The sequence below is a fragment of the Streptomyces chisholmiae genome (assembly GCF_031845445.1).
GTDB lineage: Bacteria > Actinomycetota > Actinomycetes > Streptomycetales > Streptomycetaceae > Streptomyces > Streptomyces chisholmiae.
On sequence record NZ_JAVREO010000001.1, the window covers coordinates 159,997 to 178,143 of the forward strand.

Below are 18,147 nucleotides of genomic sequence, written 5' to 3' on the forward strand. Positions count from 1 at the left end.
TCACGGAAGGGTCAGTCTAGGTCCCCCAGCCGTTGCCGCACGGGCCAACCGACCCGTCAACGGCCGCCGTTCGGCCACCCGTCCGGCGAGGGGCCCGGTCAGGGGCCGCGCGGCCGGCGGCTTCAGGACCGGGCTTCCGGGGCCCCTCCGCCGGCGGCGGCGTGGGCCTCCCGTGCCGCCATCACCTCGGGCATCCCGGTGTGGATGTGCTCGATCAGCGCCAGCAGGTGGTCCGCCGTGCTCTCGCCCAGCGGGGTCAGCGAGTAGTTGACCTTGGGCGGCAGCACCGCCAGCACCTCGCGTGTCACGAAGCCGTCCCGCTCCAGCGCCTGGAGGGTCTGGGCGAGCATCTTCTCGCTGACCCCGTCGATTCGGCGGCGCAGCCGGTTGAACCGCGCCGGGCCCCGGCGGAGCCCGGCCATCACGAGCACTCCCCAGCGGCCGGTGAGGTGCTCCAGCACCGTGCGGGACGGACAGTCCCGGGAGAACACGTCGAAGGCCAGTTCCTCGGCCTGCCGCTCGTCCTCGGGGCGCATAGCCCGCTCCATGGTGACCACCTCCCGCCGGTAGCGTATCCCCAGCTTCTCACTGTCGAAAAGTTTGCGCTTTCGAAAAGAAAGCGTACGGTGGCGCTGACGACGGGGACGAAGGGTCGCCGCCGTACCGGCCGACCCAGGGAGCGTTGCCATGATCGTTGTCACCGGAGCCACCGGCGGGCTGGGGAACGGGGTGGTCCGTGGGCTCCTCGCCCGCGGGGTGCCCGCCGGCGAGGTGGTCGCCGCCGTGCGCGCCCCGGAAAAGGCGGCCGACCTGGCCGCGCTGGGGGTCACCGTGCGGCACGCCGACTACGACCGGCCGGAGACCCTGGAGCCCGCCTTCGCCGGCGCGGCGAAGCTGCTGCTGGTCTCCTCGGTCGGCACCGACGAGGTCCGGCTCGCCCAGCACCGGGCCGTGCTGGCCGCCGCCGGGCGGGCCGGCGTGCGGCTGCTGGCCTACACCTCGCTGGTCGAGGCCGACACCAACCCGCTCGGCCTGGCCGGCACGCACCGCGCCACCGAGCGCGCGATAGCCGAGTCCGGGCTGCCCCACGTGCTGCTGCGCAACGGCTGGTACACGGAGAACTACCTGTGGCGGCTGCCCGCCGCCGTCGCCCGGGGCGAGCTGCTCGGCAGCGGCGGCGAGGGGCGGGTCGCCGCCGCGGCCCGCGCCGACTTCGCCGAGGCGGCGGCCGAGGTGCTCACCCTGGACGACCAGGCCGGCCGGGTCTACGAGCTGACCGGCGACACCGCCTGGACGGCGGCCGAGCTGGCCGCCGAGGCCGCCGCCGCCACCGGCCGGCCGGTGGCCTACCGTGACATCCCGGGCGAGGAGTACGCGGCCACGCTGGCCGCCGCCGGGCTGCCCCCGTTCGCCGTCGACCTGTTCGTCGACGCCGACCTGCGGGTGTCCGAGGGGGCGCTGGCCACCGTCTCGGACGACCTGGCGAAGCTGCTGGGGCGGCCCACCACCCCGCTGGCGGCCAGCGTCGCCGCGGCGCTCGCCGACTGACCGCCGACTGACCGCCGACCGACCGCCGAACCGGGGACCGACCGCCGCCGGTCGAGACCGCCACGACCACGACCACGACCACGAGATGAGGGGACCCGAGATGACGACCATGCGGGTGGAGATCTGGGGCGATGTCGTCTGCCCCTGGTGCTACATCGGCACCGCGCGCTTCGAGCGCGCCCTGGCCGACTTCGAGCACCGGGAGCGGGTCGAGGTCGTCCACCGTTCCTTCGAGCTGGACCCGAGCCGAGAGCCCGGCCAGACCGAGCCGGTGACCGACCTGCTCGCCCGCCGATACGGGCCGCAGGCGGTCGAGATGGAGCAGCGGGTCGCCGGCATCGCCGCGGCGGAGAACCTGCCCTACCGCTCGGAACGGCTGATGGGCAGCACCCTCGACGCCCACCGCCTGTTGCAGCTGGCCAAGGAGCGCGGCGTTCAACACCGCCTGCTGGACGTGCTGTACGAGGCCAACTTCGGCAGGGGCGAGAACGTCTTCGACCACGCCGAGCTGCTCCGGCTCGCCGGCGCGGCCGGGTTGGACCCGGCGGAGGCCCAGCGGGTGCTCGACGACCCGACGGCGTACCGGGACGCGGTGCACGCCGACCAGCGGGCCGCCGCCCAACTCGGCGCCAACGGGGTGCCGTTCTTCGTGCTGGACGGCCGCTACGGGGTCTCCGGCGGCCAGCCGGTCGAGGTCTTCGCCGAGGCCCTGCGCCAGGCCTGGGGCGACCGCCCCGTGCTGGACACGCTGGGCGGCCCGGCCGACGGCGCGGTCTGCGGCCCCGACACCGCATGCTGAACGGTCCCGTCCCGCCGGGCCCGCCACGCGAGTCGGCTCGCCGCGGGCACCGGTGGAGCCGGTGTGGTGGGGCCGGCGGGAACACGGCCGCTGGGCGGACTCGTTGAGCCGCGGCTTGGACGGGCGGCTTGGACGGGCGGCTTGGACGGGCGGCTTGGACGGGCGGCTTGGACGGGCGGCTTGGACGGGCGGCTTGGACGGGCGGCTTGGACGGGCGGCTTGGACGGGCGGCTTGGACCGGCCTGCTTGGACCGGCCTGCTTGGGCGGGGCAGTTGGACGGGCCCGCTGAGGCCGCCCGGGCTGGACGCCGGCCCGCGCGAGCCGGTCCGTCGGGGTACCACCGATGGCGCGATCGGCCGGGCGGCCCACCGGGGGCGGCACGTTGACGGCCCCCGCCGGGCCCGGCGGGCACGGAGTGGCCCGTCGGGCTGGGGTCGCCGAACCGGCCCGCCGGGCCCGCCCGTCGGGGCGGTGGCCGCCGAGCAGCTCGGCTGGTGTGGAAGCGCTCAGCCGTCGGGCGTGGGGCGGTGACGGCGGCGGTGGGCGGCCACCCGGGCCCGGTTGGCGCAGCCCGGGGAGCAGTGCCGGCGCCGGCTGCCGGGGCCGAGGGCCAGGAAGAGCCGTCCGCAGGCCGGCGCGGCGCAGGCCCCCCACGCCAACCCGCCGCGTTCACTCAGGAGTTGGGCCAGCGCATGGGCGCTGGACGCGGTGAACCAGTCCGCCCAGGAGGCGTCCTCGCCCCGGTCCACGTGCAGGTGCCAGCGCTGTCCGTCGTGCCGGGAGAGGCGGGGCCGGGCCCCGCACTCCGCGAGCAGTGCGTTGAGCGCCTCGGCGGCTCGGTCGGTGTCCGGCTCGGCGAGCACGTCGGCCAGCCGCCCGGCGGCGGCCCGCAGCGCGGCGGCGTCGGCCTCGGTCAGCCGGTCCCGGCGGACGTCGGCCGGTCGTTCTCCGTGCCGGACCAGCAGCGCGGCCAACTCCGCGCGGGGCAGCGCCGGGTCGGCGCGGACGGCGTTGGCCAGCTCGACCAGCCGGTGGGCCGGCTGGATGACAGGTGCGGACACGGGTCCATTCTCCCTCCCGGCCGGTCGGTCGGTCCGGCGGTGGCGTGCGGCGCACCCGGCCGGGGTAATGTCTTTTCGCCACAAGGCATTACAGGGGTTGGCCGACGGCCGGCCCGGGAGGGCGGTGGGATGAGCGGAGCGCTGGCGCGCTGCCTGGTCACGGCCTTCGGCGCCCGGCTGGCGGACGAGGGCATGGCGGTCGCCGTGGTGCTGGTGGCGCTGGCCAGGACCGGGGACGCCGCCGAGGGCGCGTTCGTGGTGACCGCCTGGCTGCTGCCGCACGTGCTGACCGCCCCGCTGACCGGCGCGCTGGTCGGACGGGCGCGCCGGCCGGCGTTGCTCTGCGCCGGCGCGCTGGCCTGTTTCGCGCTCGGCATCGCGCTGCTGGCCTGGCTGGTCGGGCGGGCGCCCACCCCGCTGGTGCTGGCCGTGGCCCTCGCCGGCGGCGCCTGCGGGCCCATGGTCTCCGGTGGACTCTCCAGCCTGGTAGCCGAGTTGACCCCCGCGGGGCGGGTGCGCGACCGCGCCTACGCGTGGGACTCGGCCGGCTACAACGCCGCCGCGCTGGCCGGCCCGGCGCTGGTCGCGCTGCTGGCCGGGGTGGCCACGCCCGGCGTCGCGATGGCGACGCTCGGCCTGGTCGCCGGCCTCGCCGCCCCGCTGGCCGGCACGTTGCCGCTCACCGGCCGCACGCCGGCGCGCACCAGCCGCCTGCGCGCCGAGCTGCTCGCCGGGGCGCGCGCGGTGCTGGCGGTCCGCCCGCTGCGCGCCATCACCGCGGCCACCACCCTGGCCTCGCTGGGGCTCGGCGGGCTGACCACCTGCACCGTGCTGCTCGCCGAGGGGTTCGGCGATCCGGGCGCCGCCGGCTACCTGGTGACCGCCTTCGCACTGGGCGCGTTCGGGGGCGCGCTCTGTGTGCCGAGCGCCCTGCCGCCCGAGCGGCTGGCCGGTTGGGCGCTGGTCGGGTTGGGCCTGGCCCTGGCCGGGGCGGCGACCGCCCCTGGGCTCGCGGTGGCGCTGCCGCTCTACGCCCTCGCCGGCTGGTTCGACGGCCCGCTGCTCAACGCCACCCTGCGGCTGCGGGCCGCGCACGCCCCCGCGCACGCCCGCGCGCAGGTGTTCACCCTGGGCGCCGGCCTCAAGCTGACGGCCGCCTCGCTGGGCGCGGCGGCCGTCGGCGTGGGCAGCCAACTCCCGCCCGCCGCCCTGCTGGTGGCGATCGCCGCGCTCTGCCTGCTGGCCGCCGCGACCCAGCACGCCCTGGCCCGCCCGCCCCGGGCGGCGACCGCCCCGGCCAGCCGCGCCGTCGGGAGCGGCCCACCGGCCTGAGGGCCTACCGGCCTGAGGGCCTACCGGCCTGAGGGCCTACCGGCCTGAAGACCTACCGGCCTGCCGGCCCAGCCCACCATCCCGGCCCGCCGCCGCCGGCCCACCATCCCGGCCCGCCGCCGGCCCACCCGCCCAGCCCACCATCCCGCCCACCGGCTCGGCCCGCCGCCGGCCCACCGGCCAGGCGCCCCGGGCCGCGCCACCGGCGCAGCCGGTGACTTCACCGCAGGCGGAAGACCGGCCCGCGCGGGGTGAAGGGCAGGCCGGCGCCCTCCGGGACGAGGTAGGCGTGTTCGGCGCGCACCCGCAACACGTCGCAGTAGCCGTCCGTGATGATCAACACCGGCGCCGCCGGCGGGAAGTCCGGCGCGCGCCGCAGCAGGTCCACGCCCGGCTGGAGGACCGTGCCGCCCCGCCCCCTGACCCGGACCCGGCCGGCGATCTCCGCCGGCGGCAGGTAGCCCGCGTCGTAGGCCGCGGCGTCGCAGAACACCACCCTGGCCGCCGGCACGTCCCGGGCCTCGGCGTAGGAGGCGATGGCGCCCAGCGCCTTGCCGAGCAGCCGGGCGTTCATCGAACCCGAGGTGTCCAGCACCACCCCGAACGTGCAGCGCGCCACCACCTCGGGCGGGAAGAAGCGGCCGGCGCGCGGGATGTCGGGCGTGGACGCCTGCCGCCTGGCGTACCGGGCATAGCTGCGCACCGGCTCCGGGCGCGGCACGAACTCGTCGAACCAACGGGCCAGCCGCGCGTCCCACGGCACCGGGGGGTGCGCCAGCGCCCGGATCTCCTGCACCAACCCGGCCGGCAACATGCCACGCCCGCCGCTCTCGTGCAGCTCCAGGCCCTGGGTCAGGCCGCGCCGGTAGAACTCGTCGAGGTCCACCCAGTCACGCGGCCGGCCGTCCAGCGGCGCGCCGACCAGGTCGCCGACGCCCTTGCCGCGCAGCGTGGCCAGCCGCCGGGCGCGCCGGGCGTCGGTGACGATCCGGTCGTACACCTCCTCCACCGAGAGTCCCCGCAACTCCGGGTCGTACAGCAGACCTTCCGGCATGGCGCCGACGGCCATCTCGACCAGCCAGCCGTTGACCACGTAGTCGGCGGCCACGTTGAAGAGGTACGGGTCGCGCGCCCCGACCCGGTCCTGGTGGCGCAGGGCGGCGTGCAGCATCTCGTGGGCCAGGACGAACCGCCACTCCTCGTCCTCGTACTGGCGCAGTGGGTTGACGTAGATCTCGCCCAGTGCGGCGTCCACCGCGGCCACCGCGATGCCGTGCGCGCGGGCGAGTTCGGCGTCCGCGACGATCCGCATGCCGGACGCGATGCCGCCGAGCAGCGGGTAGGCGGAGAGGAACCAGTTGAACGCCCGCTCCCAGGGCCGGCTCGGGCGCCGCTCGCCGGTCAGCGTGTCGCGCCGCCCGCCCGCCACGTCCATCGCCGCCGACATGGTGCGGGTCAGCGCGCCCGCGAACGCCGACTGCCAGTCGGGCGGCCCCTGCCACCCCGTCCACCTCAGCAGGATCTGGTCCGGCTCGGTGTCCGCGGCGCCGCCCCGCTCGAAGGCGGCCGGCACGCCGTCCCGCCGCCAGCGGTCGGCCAGCTGCTCCTCGTCCCCGCCGGGGAACTCCGTCGGCACGTGGTCGGGAGCCCGCCCGACGGGATAGCTGGCCAGGAAGCGGTTGACCACCGCGCAGCGGGCGGCCAGCGCGAACCGGTCCGGCTGCGGCCGGCGTTCCTTCGCGGCGGGCACATGGCCGAAGCCGAGGTGGATGACGCAGTGCGCGAGCGCCCAGGCCCATTCCTCCGGCTCGGCGCGGCGATCGGGGTGCACATGGAACCGGCCGTCCGAGTCCACCGCGGCCAGGCCGCGGGCCGGGGAGTGGTCGCAGTTCCGGTCGCGGCAGACGCCGGGCGCCAGCGCCCCGAGCGCCGGATGCCGCCGGACGACCTCCAGGCCGGCGAGGAACGCCGTGGTGGCCGCGTCCTGCCGCTCCTTCTTCTTCTGTTGGGACCGCCCGCGCCCGGCGCGGCTCACCGGCGGGCCTCGACCAGCCGGGGCAGGTCGCGGGCCGCCTCCACCAGGAACCAGGCGGGCAGCACCGGCTGCCCGTCCTCGTCGTCGCGGATCACCGTCTGGGCGACCTCGACCGAGATCTCGGCCAGCTGCACCAGCAGCGTCTTGGCCCGGTGCGCCGACTGCCGCAGCGCGGCCGGCACCTGCTCCCGGGTGGCCGGCAGCTCCCGCACCAGCCGGTCCCGGAAGGCGTCGGCCAGGAAGTAGAGCAGGTCCCGGTCCTCGACCCGGTGCGGCCAGGAGGCCGTGCCCTTGACGATGGCCTCGATGCCGTAGGCGTGCCGGACGATCTTGACGTAGCCGCAGAACGAGACGGCGTGCGCGGGGGTGAGCGTGCCGTGCGCGACGACCCTGAGCGTCTCCTCGTCCAGGTCGTCCCCGAAGGAGTGCAGCGCGTCGGAGAGCATGTGCCAGGAGCGCGGCGTGGAGAACGCCTCCTCGGTCTTCGGCGGCAGCGACCACAGGTGCCCGGGCCGCTCGGTCAGGTAGTCCACCACCCACCGGTGGATGCCGTGCGCCCCCGCCCAGACCAGCCAGTCGGTGGCCGAGGCCCGCAGATGGACGTGGGTGAGCCGGTTGACCAGCGCGGACGCGATCGGCCTGGCCAGCGCGTTGTCCGTGGCGCGGTTCCCGGCGCCGATCACGATGGAGCCGGCCGGCAGCTCGTAGGAGCCGATCCGCCGGTCCAGGATCAGCGAGTAGAACGCCTTCTGCACGTCGGGCGTCGCGGCGTTCAGCTCGTCCAGGAACAGGCAGTACGGCTCGTCCCTGGCGATCGCCTCCGGCGGGCAGAACACCGACCGGCCGTCGCGGATCTGCGGCACCCCGATGAGGTCCTCGGGGGCGAGCTGGGTGCCGAGCAGACTGACACACTCCAGGCCCAGCGACTCGGCGAAGTCCCGCACCAGCGAGGACTTGCCGATGCCGGGCGCGCCCCAGAGGAAGACGGGGCGCACGGTGGCCAGGCCGAGCAGCAGCTCGGGGACCCGGGCGGGGGTGACGGTGACGGCGGCCTGCAAGCGGGGCACTCCTGGGGTGGGGAACGTCGGTGGTGCGCCCGGCTCAGTGCCGGCGCCCGACCAGTGTGTCCGTGAAGTCCCGGCCCGCGCAGTCGATTTATCGGTGGGGCGGGTGCCGGTTATCGGTGGAGCGGGTGCCGGGCGGGGCGACCGGCCCGGTCGGACTGGCGTTCGGCGGCCCGACGCCTAGAGTGGGCAGCCAGTCGGTCAGCCGTCCTGATCAGCCAGGTGGAGGGGTGTGCGGATCATGGCCCGCGTCAGCGCGTTGTTCAGCTACCCGGTCAAGGGCTGCGCCGGCGTGCCGCTGGCCGCCGCCCGGCTGGCGCCCACCGGGCTGCCGCACGACCGGGCCTTCCTGGTCACCGACCCGGAAGGCGTCTTCCGCAGCCAGCGGGCCGACCCCCGACTCGCCCTGGCCCGGCCCGCGTTGGGCGCGCACGGCGACCGGCTGACGCTCACCGCGCCGGGTCTCGAACCGGTCACCGTGCCGGTGGACACCACCGGCCCCGCCCGCCGGGTGACGCTCTTCGGCGACCCCTACACCGGGATCGACCAGGGGCAGGCCGTGGCCGACTGGTTCACCGAACTCCTCGGCCGCCCCAGCCGCCTGGTCCGGGTGCCGCCCGACCACCGCCGCACCACCACCGGGCTGACCCCGGGCACCAGCAACTACGCGGACAGCGCCGCCGTCTCGCTGCTCAGCCAGGCCGCGCTGACCGGGCTCAACGAGCGGCTCGCCGCGCGCGGCGAGCCACCGCTGCCGATGGACCGGTTCCGGCCCAACGTCGTGCTGGACGAGGTGGACGCGCCCCACGAGGAGGACGCCTACCGCGCCCTCACCCTCGGCGAGGCCCGCCTCGGCTTCGCCAAGCTCGCCGTCCGCTGCGCGGTCACCCTCGTCGACCAGCGCACCGGCGCTCGCGCCGGCCCCGAGCCGCTGCGCACCCTCGCCGACTACCGGCGCGCCCCGGCCGGCGGGGTCGCCTTCGGCGCCAAGTTCGCGGTGCTCGGGCCCGGCGCCCTGGCGGTCGGCGACCGGGTCGCCGCGCTCACCCGGGCCGACGCGGCGGAGCCCGCGCCGACGGCGAGCGGGAGCGTGACCCGGTGACCGGGACCGACCGAGACGCCCGACTCGCCGCCGCCGTCGCGCTCCGCGAGGCCGGCCAGCCGGAGCGCGCCAGGGACGAACTCCGCGCGCTCGCCGAGGAGTTCCCCACCGACCTGACGGTGGCCTACCAGACCGCCTGGGTCCACGACGTCCTCGGCCTGGAGGCCGAGGCGGTGCCGTACTACGAACGGGCCGTCGCCGGGCCCGGCCTGACCGCCGAGGAACGCTCCAGCGCGCTGCTCGGGCTCGGCAGCACCTACCGGACCCTGGGCCGTTACCCGGAGGCGGTGGCCACGTTGCGGCGCGGGGTCGCCGAGTTCCCCGCGCACGGCGGGCTGCGCGCGTTCCTCGCCATGGCCCTGCACAACACCGGCCAACACGCCGAGGCCGCCGGCCTGTTGCTGGAGCTGCTCGCCGCGACCAGCGCCGACCCGACGGTCGCCGAATACCGGCGGGCGATCGCCTACTACGCGCCCCGGCTCGACCAGACCTGGCCCGCCTGACCGGCCCGCCGTGCCCGCCGGGTCCGACCGGTTTGCCGTGCCCGACCGGCCCGACCGGCCCGACCGGTCCGACCGGTCTGACCCGGCCGACCCGCCCGCGTCCGGCCGAGTGCCTGCCCCGTCCGAGCCGTCCGAACCGAGGAGGCGCACCCGCCATGTCCGACCTGTTCGACGGGCCTGACCGGCCTGGCGGGCCTGACCGGCCCGCCCCGGCCGACCTGCGTGTCGAGATCGAGCACCGGCTCCGGCGGCTGCTCGCCGACCCCGGCACGGCCGGCGCCACGGCCGACTGGGCCGTCGCCACCATGGCGGGCGACGCCCCCGAGCTGGCGGACGAGACCGTCTGGACCGCCCTCGACCAGCTCGGTGGCGCCGACCTGGAGACCGGGACGGGCCGGCTGCACGGTGCCGCCGACTTCGCCGCCTGGCTGGCCGAGTTCCGGGCCGGCCGTCCCCCCGGGCCCGTCGGCCCGGCGCCGCCCGGGCTGCCGCTGACCCTGGGCGGCCGGCCGGCCCGCTACCTGCCGGCCGGTGAACGCGTCCCGCCCACCTGCGCGTTGGCGTCCTTCGACGCCGAGGAGGACGCCCGACTGGCCGACCACCCCAGGGTGCGGCGGATCGTGCTGCGCCATCGCCCCCGGTGGGTCCCGACGGTCCAGTGCCTGCACTGGTCGGACGGGGCGGACCCGCGCGCCCTGGACGAGCTGGTCGCCGAGGGAGTGGCCACCGACGCGGACTTCGCCGGCGCCCTGCCGGCCCAGGCCGTCGACCTGACCTGTCGGCGCTGCGGGGTGCCGAGCCGGGTGCTGCTGGCGGCGCCCGGCACGGCGCTCCTCGACGACGAGCCGGCCCGGCTGCGGGCGCACCGGTGGGTCGAACGCTGCCCGCGCTGCGCCGGCCGCTGGACGGCGAACGTGCTGGAGATCCTTCCCGACGCCGCCCCGCCGGGCGGCTGACCGGGCCCGCCCCCGGCTGTTCCCCCCGCCCTCACCCGTCGCCGACCCGTTCCGGACCGGCCGGGACCGGGATATGGGTGCGCGGCGGGTCCCGGCGCCTGCCATGCTAGAAGTGGCACAGGCGCACGTGCGGCGCGGTTCGACTCCCGGGGAAGAAGTACACAGAAGATGGTGGAACAGGTACGGCCGTTGGCCGACGAGGTGGCCGCCGCGGTTTCCGCGGCGATGGAGCAGGCGCTGCCGGCCGAGTTGGCCTCGGCGGACCCGCTGGTCCGCCCGTCGGACCACGCGGACTTCCAGGCCAATGTCGCGCTCTCCATGGCCAAGCGCCTCGGCCGGAACCCGCGTGAGCTGGCCGGCACCCTCCGTGAGCACCTGCTGGCCGACGCGCCCTTCGTCGCCTCGGTCGAGGTGTCGGGGCCCGGCTTCCTCAACATCGACCTCACCGACGCCGCGCTGCTGCGGCGGCTGGCCATCCGGCTGACCGCGCCCCGCCTCGGGGTGCCCGAGTCGCAGGCCGGCGAGACGGCCGTGGTGGACTACTCGGCGCCCAACGTCGCCAAGGAGATGCACGTCGGCCACCTGCGGTCGACGCTGATCGGCGACGCCCTGGTGCGGGTGCTCGGCTTCCTCGGCGCCCGGGTCGTCCGGCAGAACCACATCGGCGACTGGGGCACGCAGTTCGGGATGCTCATCCAGTACATCTTCGAGCACCCCGAGGCCAGTTGGCGCAGCAAGGACGAGGACGTCGCGCAGGCCGGCGTCGGCGGCGCGGTCTCCGCCCTGGACGTCCTCTACCGGACCGCCCGCAAGGAGTTCGACGCCGACCCGGCGTTCAAGGAGCGGGCCCAGCGGCGGGTCGTCGCCCTGCAGGCCGGGGACCCGGAGACGACCGCCATCTGGCGAGAGATCGTCGCCGAGTCGGAGGTGTCCTTCCAGCAGGTGTACGAGCGGCTCGGGGTGCTGCTCACCCGGGACGACATCGCGGGTGAGTCGTTCTACAACCCGTGGCTGGACGACGTGGTGGACGAGCTGGCCGGCAAGGGCATCCTGGAGGACAGCGAGGGCGCCAAGGTCGTCTTCTTCGACGACATCAGGGGCCCGGAGGACAAGCCGGTGCCGATGCTGGTCCGCAAGTCGGACGGCGGCTACGGCTACGCGGCGACCGACCTGGCCACCATCCGGCGCAGCATCCAGCACCACGCGGGCACCCGGCTGATCTACGTCGTCGACTCCCGGCAGTCGCAGCACTTCGACATGCTGTTCCGGGTGGCTCGGCGGGCCGGCTGGCTGACCGACGACATCGAGGCCGTGCACGCCGCCAACGGCACCATCAACGGCCCCGACGGCCGCCCGTTCAAGACCCGCGCCGGTGGCACGGTCCGGCTGGCCGACCTGCTGGACGAGGCGCTGGCCGCGGCCCGCGAGGTGGTCGCGGAGAAGGATCCGGACCTCGACGAGGAGCAGCTGGCCGAGATCGCCCGGCTGGCCAGCATCGGCGCCATCAAGTACGCCGAGCTGTCCACCTCGCGGACCAGGGACTACTCCTTCGACGTGGCCCGGATGGTCTCCTTCAACGGCCAGACCGGCGTCTACCTCCAGTACACCCACACCCGGATCGCCTCCATCCTGCGGCGGGCCGCCGAGGGCGAGGGGCCGGGCGCCGCGTTCCACCCGGAGCTGGCGCTTGAGCCGGCCGAGCACGCGCTGGGCCTGGCGCTGGACGGCTTCGGCCGGGCGCTGACCGAGGTCGCGGCGGCGCTGGAGCCGCACCAGCTCGCCGGTTACCTCTACGGCCTGGCGAAGGCGTTCACCGCCTTCTACGAGTCCTGCCCGGTACTCAAGGGCGTCGAGCCCGAGGTGCGGGCGAACCGCCTCGCGCTCTGCGAGCTGACGCGGGCGACCCTGGCGCAGGGCCTGGACCTGCTGGGGATCGCCGCGCCCGAGCGGATGTAGCCGCCGGTGCGGGTGCTGCACGCGGTGACCCTGCACACCCCCAGCCACGCGTTCGGCGGGCCCACCCGGGTCGCCCTCGGGCTCTGCCGGGGGCTCGCCGAACGGGGGGAGCACGCCACGCTGTTGGCGCTGGGGGACGAGTTCCCCGCCGGCCCGCTGCCGCGCGTCGTGGAGGGCGCCCGGGTCCGGCTCTTCCGGGCGCGGCACGTGCTGCCCCGCTTCGAGGTGAGCGGGATCACCTCCCCGGCGCTGCTGGCCAGCGCCTGGGGGTATGTGCGCTCCGCGGACGTGGTCCACGTCCACCTGATGCGGGACCTGGTGACGCTGCCGGTGGCGCTGCTCGCGCTGCGCGCCGGCACCCCGCTGGTGCTGCAGACCCACGGCATGGTCGACCCCACGGAGAACCGGGTGGCCCGGCTGGTGGACCGGCTCGGCGTCCGGCGGGTGCTGCGGCACGCCGACGCGGTGCTGCACCTGACCGAGCGGGAGCGGCGGGAGACCGCGGCCGTGGTCGCGCCCGCGCCGCTGGCGCCGGCCCACCGGCTGGTCAACGGCGTGCCGGCGCGGGAGCGCGCGGCGCCGCCGCAGGGGCCGCCGCGGCTGCTGTACCTGGCCAGGGTGCAGGCGGGGAAGCGGCCGAAGGACTTCGTGGGGGCGATGCCCACGGTGCTGGCCGCCCACCCGGCGGCCCGCTTCACGCTGGCCGGGCCCGACACCGGCGCGCTGGCCGAAACCCTCGCCCACGCCGAGGAGTTGGGGGTGCGGGGCGCACTGGACGTGGTGGGGGCGCTGGACGGCCCCGCGGTGCTGGCCGCGCTGCGCGAGGCGAGCGCGCTGGTGCTGCCGTCCACCCAGGACGCGTTCCCGCTGTCGGTGCTGGAGGCGATGTCGGTGGGCACCCCGGTGGTGGTCACCGACAGCACCGGGCTGGCGCCCGACGTGGCGCGGGTCGGGGCGGGCCGGGTGGTGCCGGCGCGGGCGGCGGCCAACGGGCCGGCCGTGGGGCGGGCGATCCTGGAGCTGCTGGCGCCGGCCGCCCGGGAGCGGGCCTCCCAGGCCGCCTGGCGGCTGGTCCGCGACGAGTTCACGCTGGACGCCGTCGTGGACCGGCTCCGCGGCCTCTACACCGAGGTCCTCGACCGCCGGCCCTGAGCCGGCCATCCGGCCCGCTGGCCCGCTGGCCCGCTGGCCCGCTGGCCCACCCGCCCACCAGCCCGCTGACCGGGGCCGGGCCGGCTCAGGTGGACTCAGGCACCCGTGCCGGGCGCGGTCGTGCCCGGCACCGCGTCGGGCGGCGGCCTCAGCGGTCGCGGGCCCCGGGGTCCGGCTGGCCCCCTGACCACCCCGCTCCGGTAGCGGCGTCGAGCCCCGGACCGGCACCGCCGCCGCCACCGGTACCGCCACCGGCACCGGCATCGGCGTCGGCACCGCCACCCGCGTCTCGACCGGCCGGCGGCGCGGCTTCGGGCGGCGCCGCCGCCCGCGCCTCGCGGGTCTTGAGGCCGATCTGCCAGCGGTAGAAGCTCATCGCCAGCGCGTAGTCCAGGCCGGCGCGGCCGTCCAGGAAGCCCCGCCGGTAGACGTAGGCGTAGCCGAAGGACAGCAGCGGCTTCAGCGGCGCCCGGTGGAAGAGCTGGCCCTGCCGGGTCTTGGCCAGCCGGATCTCCTCGCGCACCGCCGGATGGCACTCCAGCCAGGCCTCCCAGTCCGAGTAGCGGTTGTGCCGCTCGAACCAGGTGCGCACCGGATCCAGGTCCCGGTGCTCGATCGGGGCCCGCAGCCGGTACACCGGCTCGGCCAACGGCTGGTAGTGGCCCTCCTGTTCGCCCATCCCCGGGGCGGCCAGGTCGGCCGGCTCGGGGAACCTGGCCCGGGTGCGGTCCAGCAGGGCCCGCTTGACGATGGTGTGGCCGTGCCGCAGCCGGCGGCCCGCGAACCAGTACCCCAGCGGGATGTCGAACGCCGCCGGCCGCACCGGGCGGCCGTCCAGGAAGATCCGCCGCAGCTCGGCCAGCAGCTCCCCGCTGGGCGTCTCGTCGCCGTCCAGGAACAGCACCCAGTCGATGTCGGTGCGGACCCGGTCCAGGCACCACTGCTTCTTCTTCGGGTAGCCGCCGTCCCAGGTGTAGCCGATCACCTCCGCGCCCTCGGCCTTGGCCAACTCCCGGGTGTCGTCGGTGCTTTCGGAGTCCACCACGACCACGGCCGTGAAGTGGGCGATGACCGAGCGCACCGTCGAGACGATGTTGGCCGCCTCGTTCCTGGTGGGGATCACCACGGCTATCGGTAGTCGGGGCACACTTCTCCTCGGGTTGGGGACGGCACTGACCGGGTCGGGCTGGCCGGGCTGGGCGGGCTGGCCGGGCTGGGCGGACCGGGGCGGCGGCTCATCCGGCGGGGGCGAGGGACTCGGCGTACTCCGGGCACAGGTGCGTCACCGCCGCCTCGGCCTCGGGGATCTCGCCAGCCGCGACCGCCTCGGGTATCGCCTCGGGCGCGTGCCGGGCGAGGTAGCCCAGCCGCTCGCAGGCGGCCATCCCCTGGTCGAGGACGGCGCCCGGGGCCACCCCGGCCGGCACCCGCTCGACCAGGAACTCCCGCTGCTCCTCGGTGAACTCGCCGTCAGGCGGCGCCAGCTCGTCCTCCGGCAGCGGCTCCGCCGAGGAGAGGTCCGTCAGCGCTGACCCCGCCGCCTCGCCGGCAGCCTCGCCCGTCTCCTCGTCCGCCTCCCCGGCCGGCGCCGGCCGCTCCTCCGCCGGCCCCGCGCTCTCCGTGGCGGCGGCCTGCCGGCCGGCGCCGTCCTCGGCCGGCTCCTCGCCGGCCGATCCGCCACAGCCGGCCAGCAGCAACAGCAGCCCGAGGACCGGCGCCGCCGCCCGCGCGGCGCGCCCGCGGGCCGTCACGGCGCCCCGAAGGTGAGCAGCAGCTGCGGCCGGGCGGCGACCTGGCCGCTCTCCCTGGCCCGCAGCCAGAGACTGTCCGTGCCCTCGCCGGTCAGCGCCAGGCCCAGCTCGCCGCCGAGCGCGTCGGCTATCTCCCCGACCTCCAGCCGCGCCGTGTAGCTGCCGCCGGGCGCCTCGGGCGCCGCCAGCGTGCCCAGCGACTCCTCGGCCAGCTCCGGTCTGTTGGCGTAGGTCGTCGTCGCCTCCGACCAGTCGCCGACCGTGGCCCGCACCGCGAAGTCGTCCAGGGAACCGGCCGCCGCGTCGTCGCTGACCCGGACCCGCAGCGCGGCGTCCTTCAGCACCGTGCCCGGCGGGGCGGCCGGCAGGGTGAAGGCGAGGTAGCTCTCGTAGCGGCTGCTGCCGCGCACCGCCAGCTGCTGGTGGGTGCCGTGGATGGCGTTGACCGCGGCGCCGTTGACATACGTGTCGGCATCCGGGGTGAGCTGGGTGACCGTGTCGACCGGCAGCGCGGCCGCCGCGTAGTGCGCCGCGATCCGGGCGGCCGGCAACTGCGGCGCGTAGACCGCCGTCTCGTCCAGCCGGCCCTGGTAGAAGTCGCTGCTGGGCCGGCCCGGCCAGCTCTGCAGGCTGTCCCCGCCGGTGCGCCAGTAGCCGTTGACCTCGCGGCTGGCGGTGATCGAGGTGTTGACCGCGACCTGCTCGCCGTCCACGTAGAGCCGCATCCCGGCCGGCCCGACCGAGGCGGCGACCTGGTGCCACTGGCCGTCGTTGTAGCTCTCCCGACTGGTCACCGTGTGGTACCTGCCGTCGTAGACGCCGAACGCGACCCGGCCGTCGTTGAGCAGGTAGATGTTGTTGTCCCGGTTGGCGCTGGGCTGGAGCGTCCGGTCGCCCAGGCCGATCAGCTTGCCGCCGCGGCTCGTCGTGGTGTTGAACCACGTCTCCAGGGTGAACTCGCTCATCCCGCCGTACCGGACGTCACCGTAGGTGTAGTCGTCCACGCCGTCGTACCCGACGCCGGCGGCGGCCGGGCCCGGCACCGCCGGGGGCGTCACCCCGCGCTGCGGGCCGCCCCGGTGCACGCCGGCCGAGTCGTTCCCGGAGGCGTCCGAGACGAAGTTCCCCGCCGACTCGTCGTACCGCCAGTAGAGCAGCGGCTCGTCCGCCAACACGGCGTCCGCGTAGGGCTGTCCGCCGCTGGCCGTGGTCACCGAGACCGGTGTGGACAGGGCGCTGGTGTTCCCCGCGGCGTCGGTGGCCGTGATCCGGTAGCTGTGCGTCTCGCCCGGCGCCGTGTCCTCGTCGGTGTACCGCAGCTGGGGGCGGCGCCAGGGCAGCGAGGAGCCGTCCACCGTGTGCACCGGGGTGGCCGCGCCGTCCCGGTAGACCCGGTAGGTGAGCAGGCTGTCGTCCAGGTCGAGGCTGGACCGCCAGCTCAGCTCCACGACGCCGTCGGCCGGGGAGGCGGCGTGCGCCTCGGGGGCGGTCGGCGCCCCCGTGTCCGGCTCGGTGGTGAAGCGGGTCAGGCCCCACTGCGGCTGGCCGTTGACCGTGGTGAAGCCGCCGCCCACCCAGAGGAAGTCCCGGTCGTCCGCCGGGTGGTCCTCGACGACGGCCAGGGTGCGCGGGCCGAGCCGCTCGCCCAGGCCGTCGTTGGTGTTGGGGAACCAGCCGAGCAGCGCCGGATCGTCCACGCCCTGCCCGAAGAGGTGGTAGCGCTCCTGGTTGGGGAACTCGCCCATGCTGGAGCAGTCGTGCGCGTGGTGCCCGCTGTAGAGCACGTCCCGGTGGACCTCGACGGCCTGGGTGGCGCCCAGGCAGGTGTCCCGCCAGCGCTCGTCGAAGGTGTCCAGCTCCAGCGCGATCCGGCCGTCGAAGGCGCCGGTGCCCTCGTTGCCCGTGTAGAAGCCCGTCTCGTCCACGGCGAGGTCCTGCACCGTGGAGCGGGTGTCGATGAAGCCCTCCGGGTATCCGCGGGTCAGCGCGCCGGAGTCGGCCTCGACCACCGCCAGGGCGTGGCTGTCCGCGCCGTTGACCGTGAAGAAGTCCCCGCCGAGCAGCACGTGCTCGCCGTCCGGGGTGAGCGCGATGGCCTTGCCGGCCTCGTCGGCGTCGGCCCGCCAGTCGAGCAGCTGGCCGGCGGTGTCGACGGCGCCGAACTTGGCCCGCGGCGTGCCGCTCAGCTGGGTGAAGTCGCCGCCGACATAGACCGTCTCGTCGGTGGCGGCCAGGGCCCGCACGATGCCGTTGGCGGCGACCGGGAACGGCTTGCGGGCGCAGCCCGGCAGCTCGAACGCGGCCAGGCTGGAGGCGCCGGCGCCGGCCACCGAGCCGAAGGTGCCGCCCGCGTAGAGCGTGCCGCCGTCGGGGGAGACGGCCAGCGCCCGGATCGTGGCGTTGCCCGAGCCGACCGTGAACGCCAGCGCGCAGTCGGCCAGCGGCTCTCCCGTCGCCGCGTCGAGGGCGACGAAGTTGACCGCCGGCTGCTCCTGGGTGTCGGGCTCGGCGCCCGGCGGGCGGACGGTCGTGAAGGAGCCGCCCGCGTAGACCACGCCGTCGGCCTCGGCCAGCGCGTGCACGATGCCGTTGGTCTGCCAGGTCGGGAGATCCTCGGCGGTCATGGTCAGCGGGGGCGTCACCGCGCCGGCGCCGCCGGTCACCCCGCCCGGCCCCAACAGGCCGGCGCCCAGCGCCAGCGCCGCGGCCACCACCACGGCCCGCCGGGAGCGCCGCCGGCCGTGCCGCGCCCGGCCCGGCGCCCGGGCCGTCCGCGCGAACCACGCGAGCCGCGAGGGCCGCGTCAGCCGCGACCCGCCACCTCCAAGCCTCATGGCCCCTCCCCTTCGACTGCCGCACCCACGGCCCCGGTCATCCGACTGTCCCC

The 18,147-nt window shown here is 76.2% G+C and carries 14 protein-coding genes and 1 pseudogene; 8 read left to right on the plus strand and 7 right to left on the minus strand.

Annotation, left to right across the window (positions count from 1 at the left end; translation table 11 throughout):
- Nucleotides 1–122: 122 nt before the first annotated feature.
- On the minus strand, nucleotides 123–536 hold the full coding sequence (locus tag RM844_RS00680) for a winged helix-turn-helix transcriptional regulator (RefSeq protein ID WP_311663424.1): 414 nt from the start codon (nucleotides 534–536) through the stop codon (nucleotides 123–125).
- A gap of 151 nt (nucleotides 537–687) precedes the next feature.
- On the opposite strand from RM844_RS00680, the gene RM844_RS00685 reads away from it, so the two are divergent.
- Both RM844_RS00685 and RM844_RS00690 read left to right on the plus strand, forming a co-directional pair.
- The gene (locus tag RM844_RS00685) at nucleotides 688–1,548 is read left to right on the plus strand and encodes an NAD(P)H-binding protein (protein WP_311663426.1); all 861 of its coding nucleotides are present in this window, start codon (nucleotides 688–690) and stop codon (nucleotides 1,546–1,548) included.
- A gap of 109 nt (nucleotides 1,549–1,657) precedes the next feature.
- The gene (locus tag RM844_RS00690) at nucleotides 1,658–2,347 is read left to right on the plus strand and encodes a DsbA family oxidoreductase (RefSeq protein ID WP_311664294.1); all 690 of its coding nucleotides are present in this window, start codon (nucleotides 1,658–1,660) and stop codon (nucleotides 2,345–2,347) included.
- A gap of 507 nt (nucleotides 2,348–2,854) precedes the next feature.
- Here RM844_RS00690 and RM844_RS00695 read toward each other — a convergent pair.
- Nucleotides 2,855–3,409, minus strand: a complete 555-nt coding sequence (locus tag RM844_RS00695) for a CGNR zinc finger domain-containing protein (RefSeq protein WP_311663428.1) — start codon at nucleotides 3,407–3,409, stop codon at nucleotides 2,855–2,857.
- Between the two features lie 129 nt (nucleotides 3,410–3,538).
- On the opposite strand from RM844_RS00695, the gene RM844_RS00700 reads away from it, so the two are divergent.
- Nucleotides 3,539–4,741 carry an MFS transporter gene (locus RM844_RS00700; protein ID WP_311663430.1) on the plus strand — a complete coding sequence of 401 codons (1,203 nt, stop codon included), beginning with the start codon at nucleotides 3,539–3,541 and terminating at the stop codon, nucleotides 4,739–4,741.
- Nucleotides 4,742–4,961: 220 nt separating this feature from the next.
- Here RM844_RS00700 and RM844_RS00705 read toward each other — a convergent pair whose 3' ends face one another.
- Nucleotides 4,962–6,776, minus strand: a complete 1,815-nt coding sequence (locus tag RM844_RS00705) for a vWA domain-containing protein (protein ID WP_311663432.1) — start codon at nucleotides 6,774–6,776, stop codon at nucleotides 4,962–4,964.
- Nucleotides 6,773–7,834: an ATP-binding protein gene (locus RM844_RS00710; RefSeq protein WP_311663434.1), complete on the minus strand. Its 1,062-nt coding sequence runs from the start codon at nucleotides 7,832–7,834 to the stop codon at nucleotides 6,773–6,775. The genes RM844_RS00705 and RM844_RS00710 overlap by 4 nt, the downstream gene beginning before the upstream one ends.
- A 247-nt stretch (nucleotides 7,835–8,081) precedes the next feature.
- Here RM844_RS00710 and RM844_RS00715 point away from each other — a divergent pair, with 247 nt between their 5' ends.
- The 5 genes from RM844_RS00715 to RM844_RS00735 all read left to right on the plus strand — a co-directional run bounded on the left by RM844_RS00715 (nucleotide 8,082) and on the right by RM844_RS00735 (nucleotide 13,509).
- Complete coding sequence (locus RM844_RS00715; protein ID WP_311663435.1) at nucleotides 8,082–8,942, plus strand: MOSC domain-containing protein; 861 nt, start codon at nucleotides 8,082–8,084, stop codon at nucleotides 8,940–8,942.
- Nucleotides 8,939–9,445: a tetratricopeptide repeat protein gene (locus RM844_RS00720; RefSeq protein ID WP_311663437.1), complete on the plus strand. Its 507-nt coding sequence runs from the start codon at nucleotides 8,939–8,941 to the stop codon at nucleotides 9,443–9,445. Before RM844_RS00715 ends, RM844_RS00720 begins: the two co-directional genes overlap by 4 nt.
- 155 nt (nucleotides 9,446–9,600) lie before the next feature.
- Entirely contained in the window at nucleotides 9,601–10,401 is an 801-nt protein-coding gene (locus RM844_RS00725; RefSeq protein ID WP_311663439.1) for a hypothetical protein, read from the plus strand.
- 171 nt (nucleotides 10,402–10,572) lie between these two features.
- Nucleotides 10,573–12,357, plus strand: a complete 1,785-nt coding sequence (gene argS / locus RM844_RS00730; protein ID WP_394814404.1) for an arginine--tRNA ligase — start codon at nucleotides 10,573–10,575, stop codon at nucleotides 12,355–12,357.
- 6 nt (nucleotides 12,358–12,363) lie between these two features.
- Complete coding sequence (locus RM844_RS00735; protein ID WP_311663443.1) at nucleotides 12,364–13,509, plus strand: glycosyltransferase; 1,146 nt, start codon at nucleotides 12,364–12,366, stop codon at nucleotides 13,507–13,509.
- A 325-nt stretch (nucleotides 13,510–13,834) separates the two neighbouring features.
- Here RM844_RS00735 and RM844_RS00740 read toward each other — a convergent pair.
- The 3 genes and pseudogenes from RM844_RS00740 to RM844_RS00750 all read right to left on the minus strand — a co-directional run.
- Nucleotides 13,835–14,656, minus strand: a pseudogene (locus tag RM844_RS00740) (glycosyltransferase family 2 protein); the annotation flags it as partial.
- Nucleotides 14,657–14,744: 88 nt separating this feature from the next.
- Nucleotides 14,745–15,260, minus strand: coding sequence for a hypothetical protein (locus RM844_RS00745; RefSeq protein ID WP_311663447.1), 516 nt, complete (start codon nucleotides 15,258–15,260; stop codon nucleotides 14,745–14,747).
- A complete protein-coding gene (locus RM844_RS00750) occupies nucleotides 15,257–18,094 on the minus strand; it encodes a CBM96 family carbohydrate-binding protein (RefSeq protein ID WP_311663449.1) in 2,838 nt (945 codons plus the stop codon). The genes RM844_RS00745 and RM844_RS00750 overlap by 4 nt, the downstream gene beginning before the upstream one ends.
- Nucleotides 18,095–18,147: the final 53 nt, after the last annotated feature.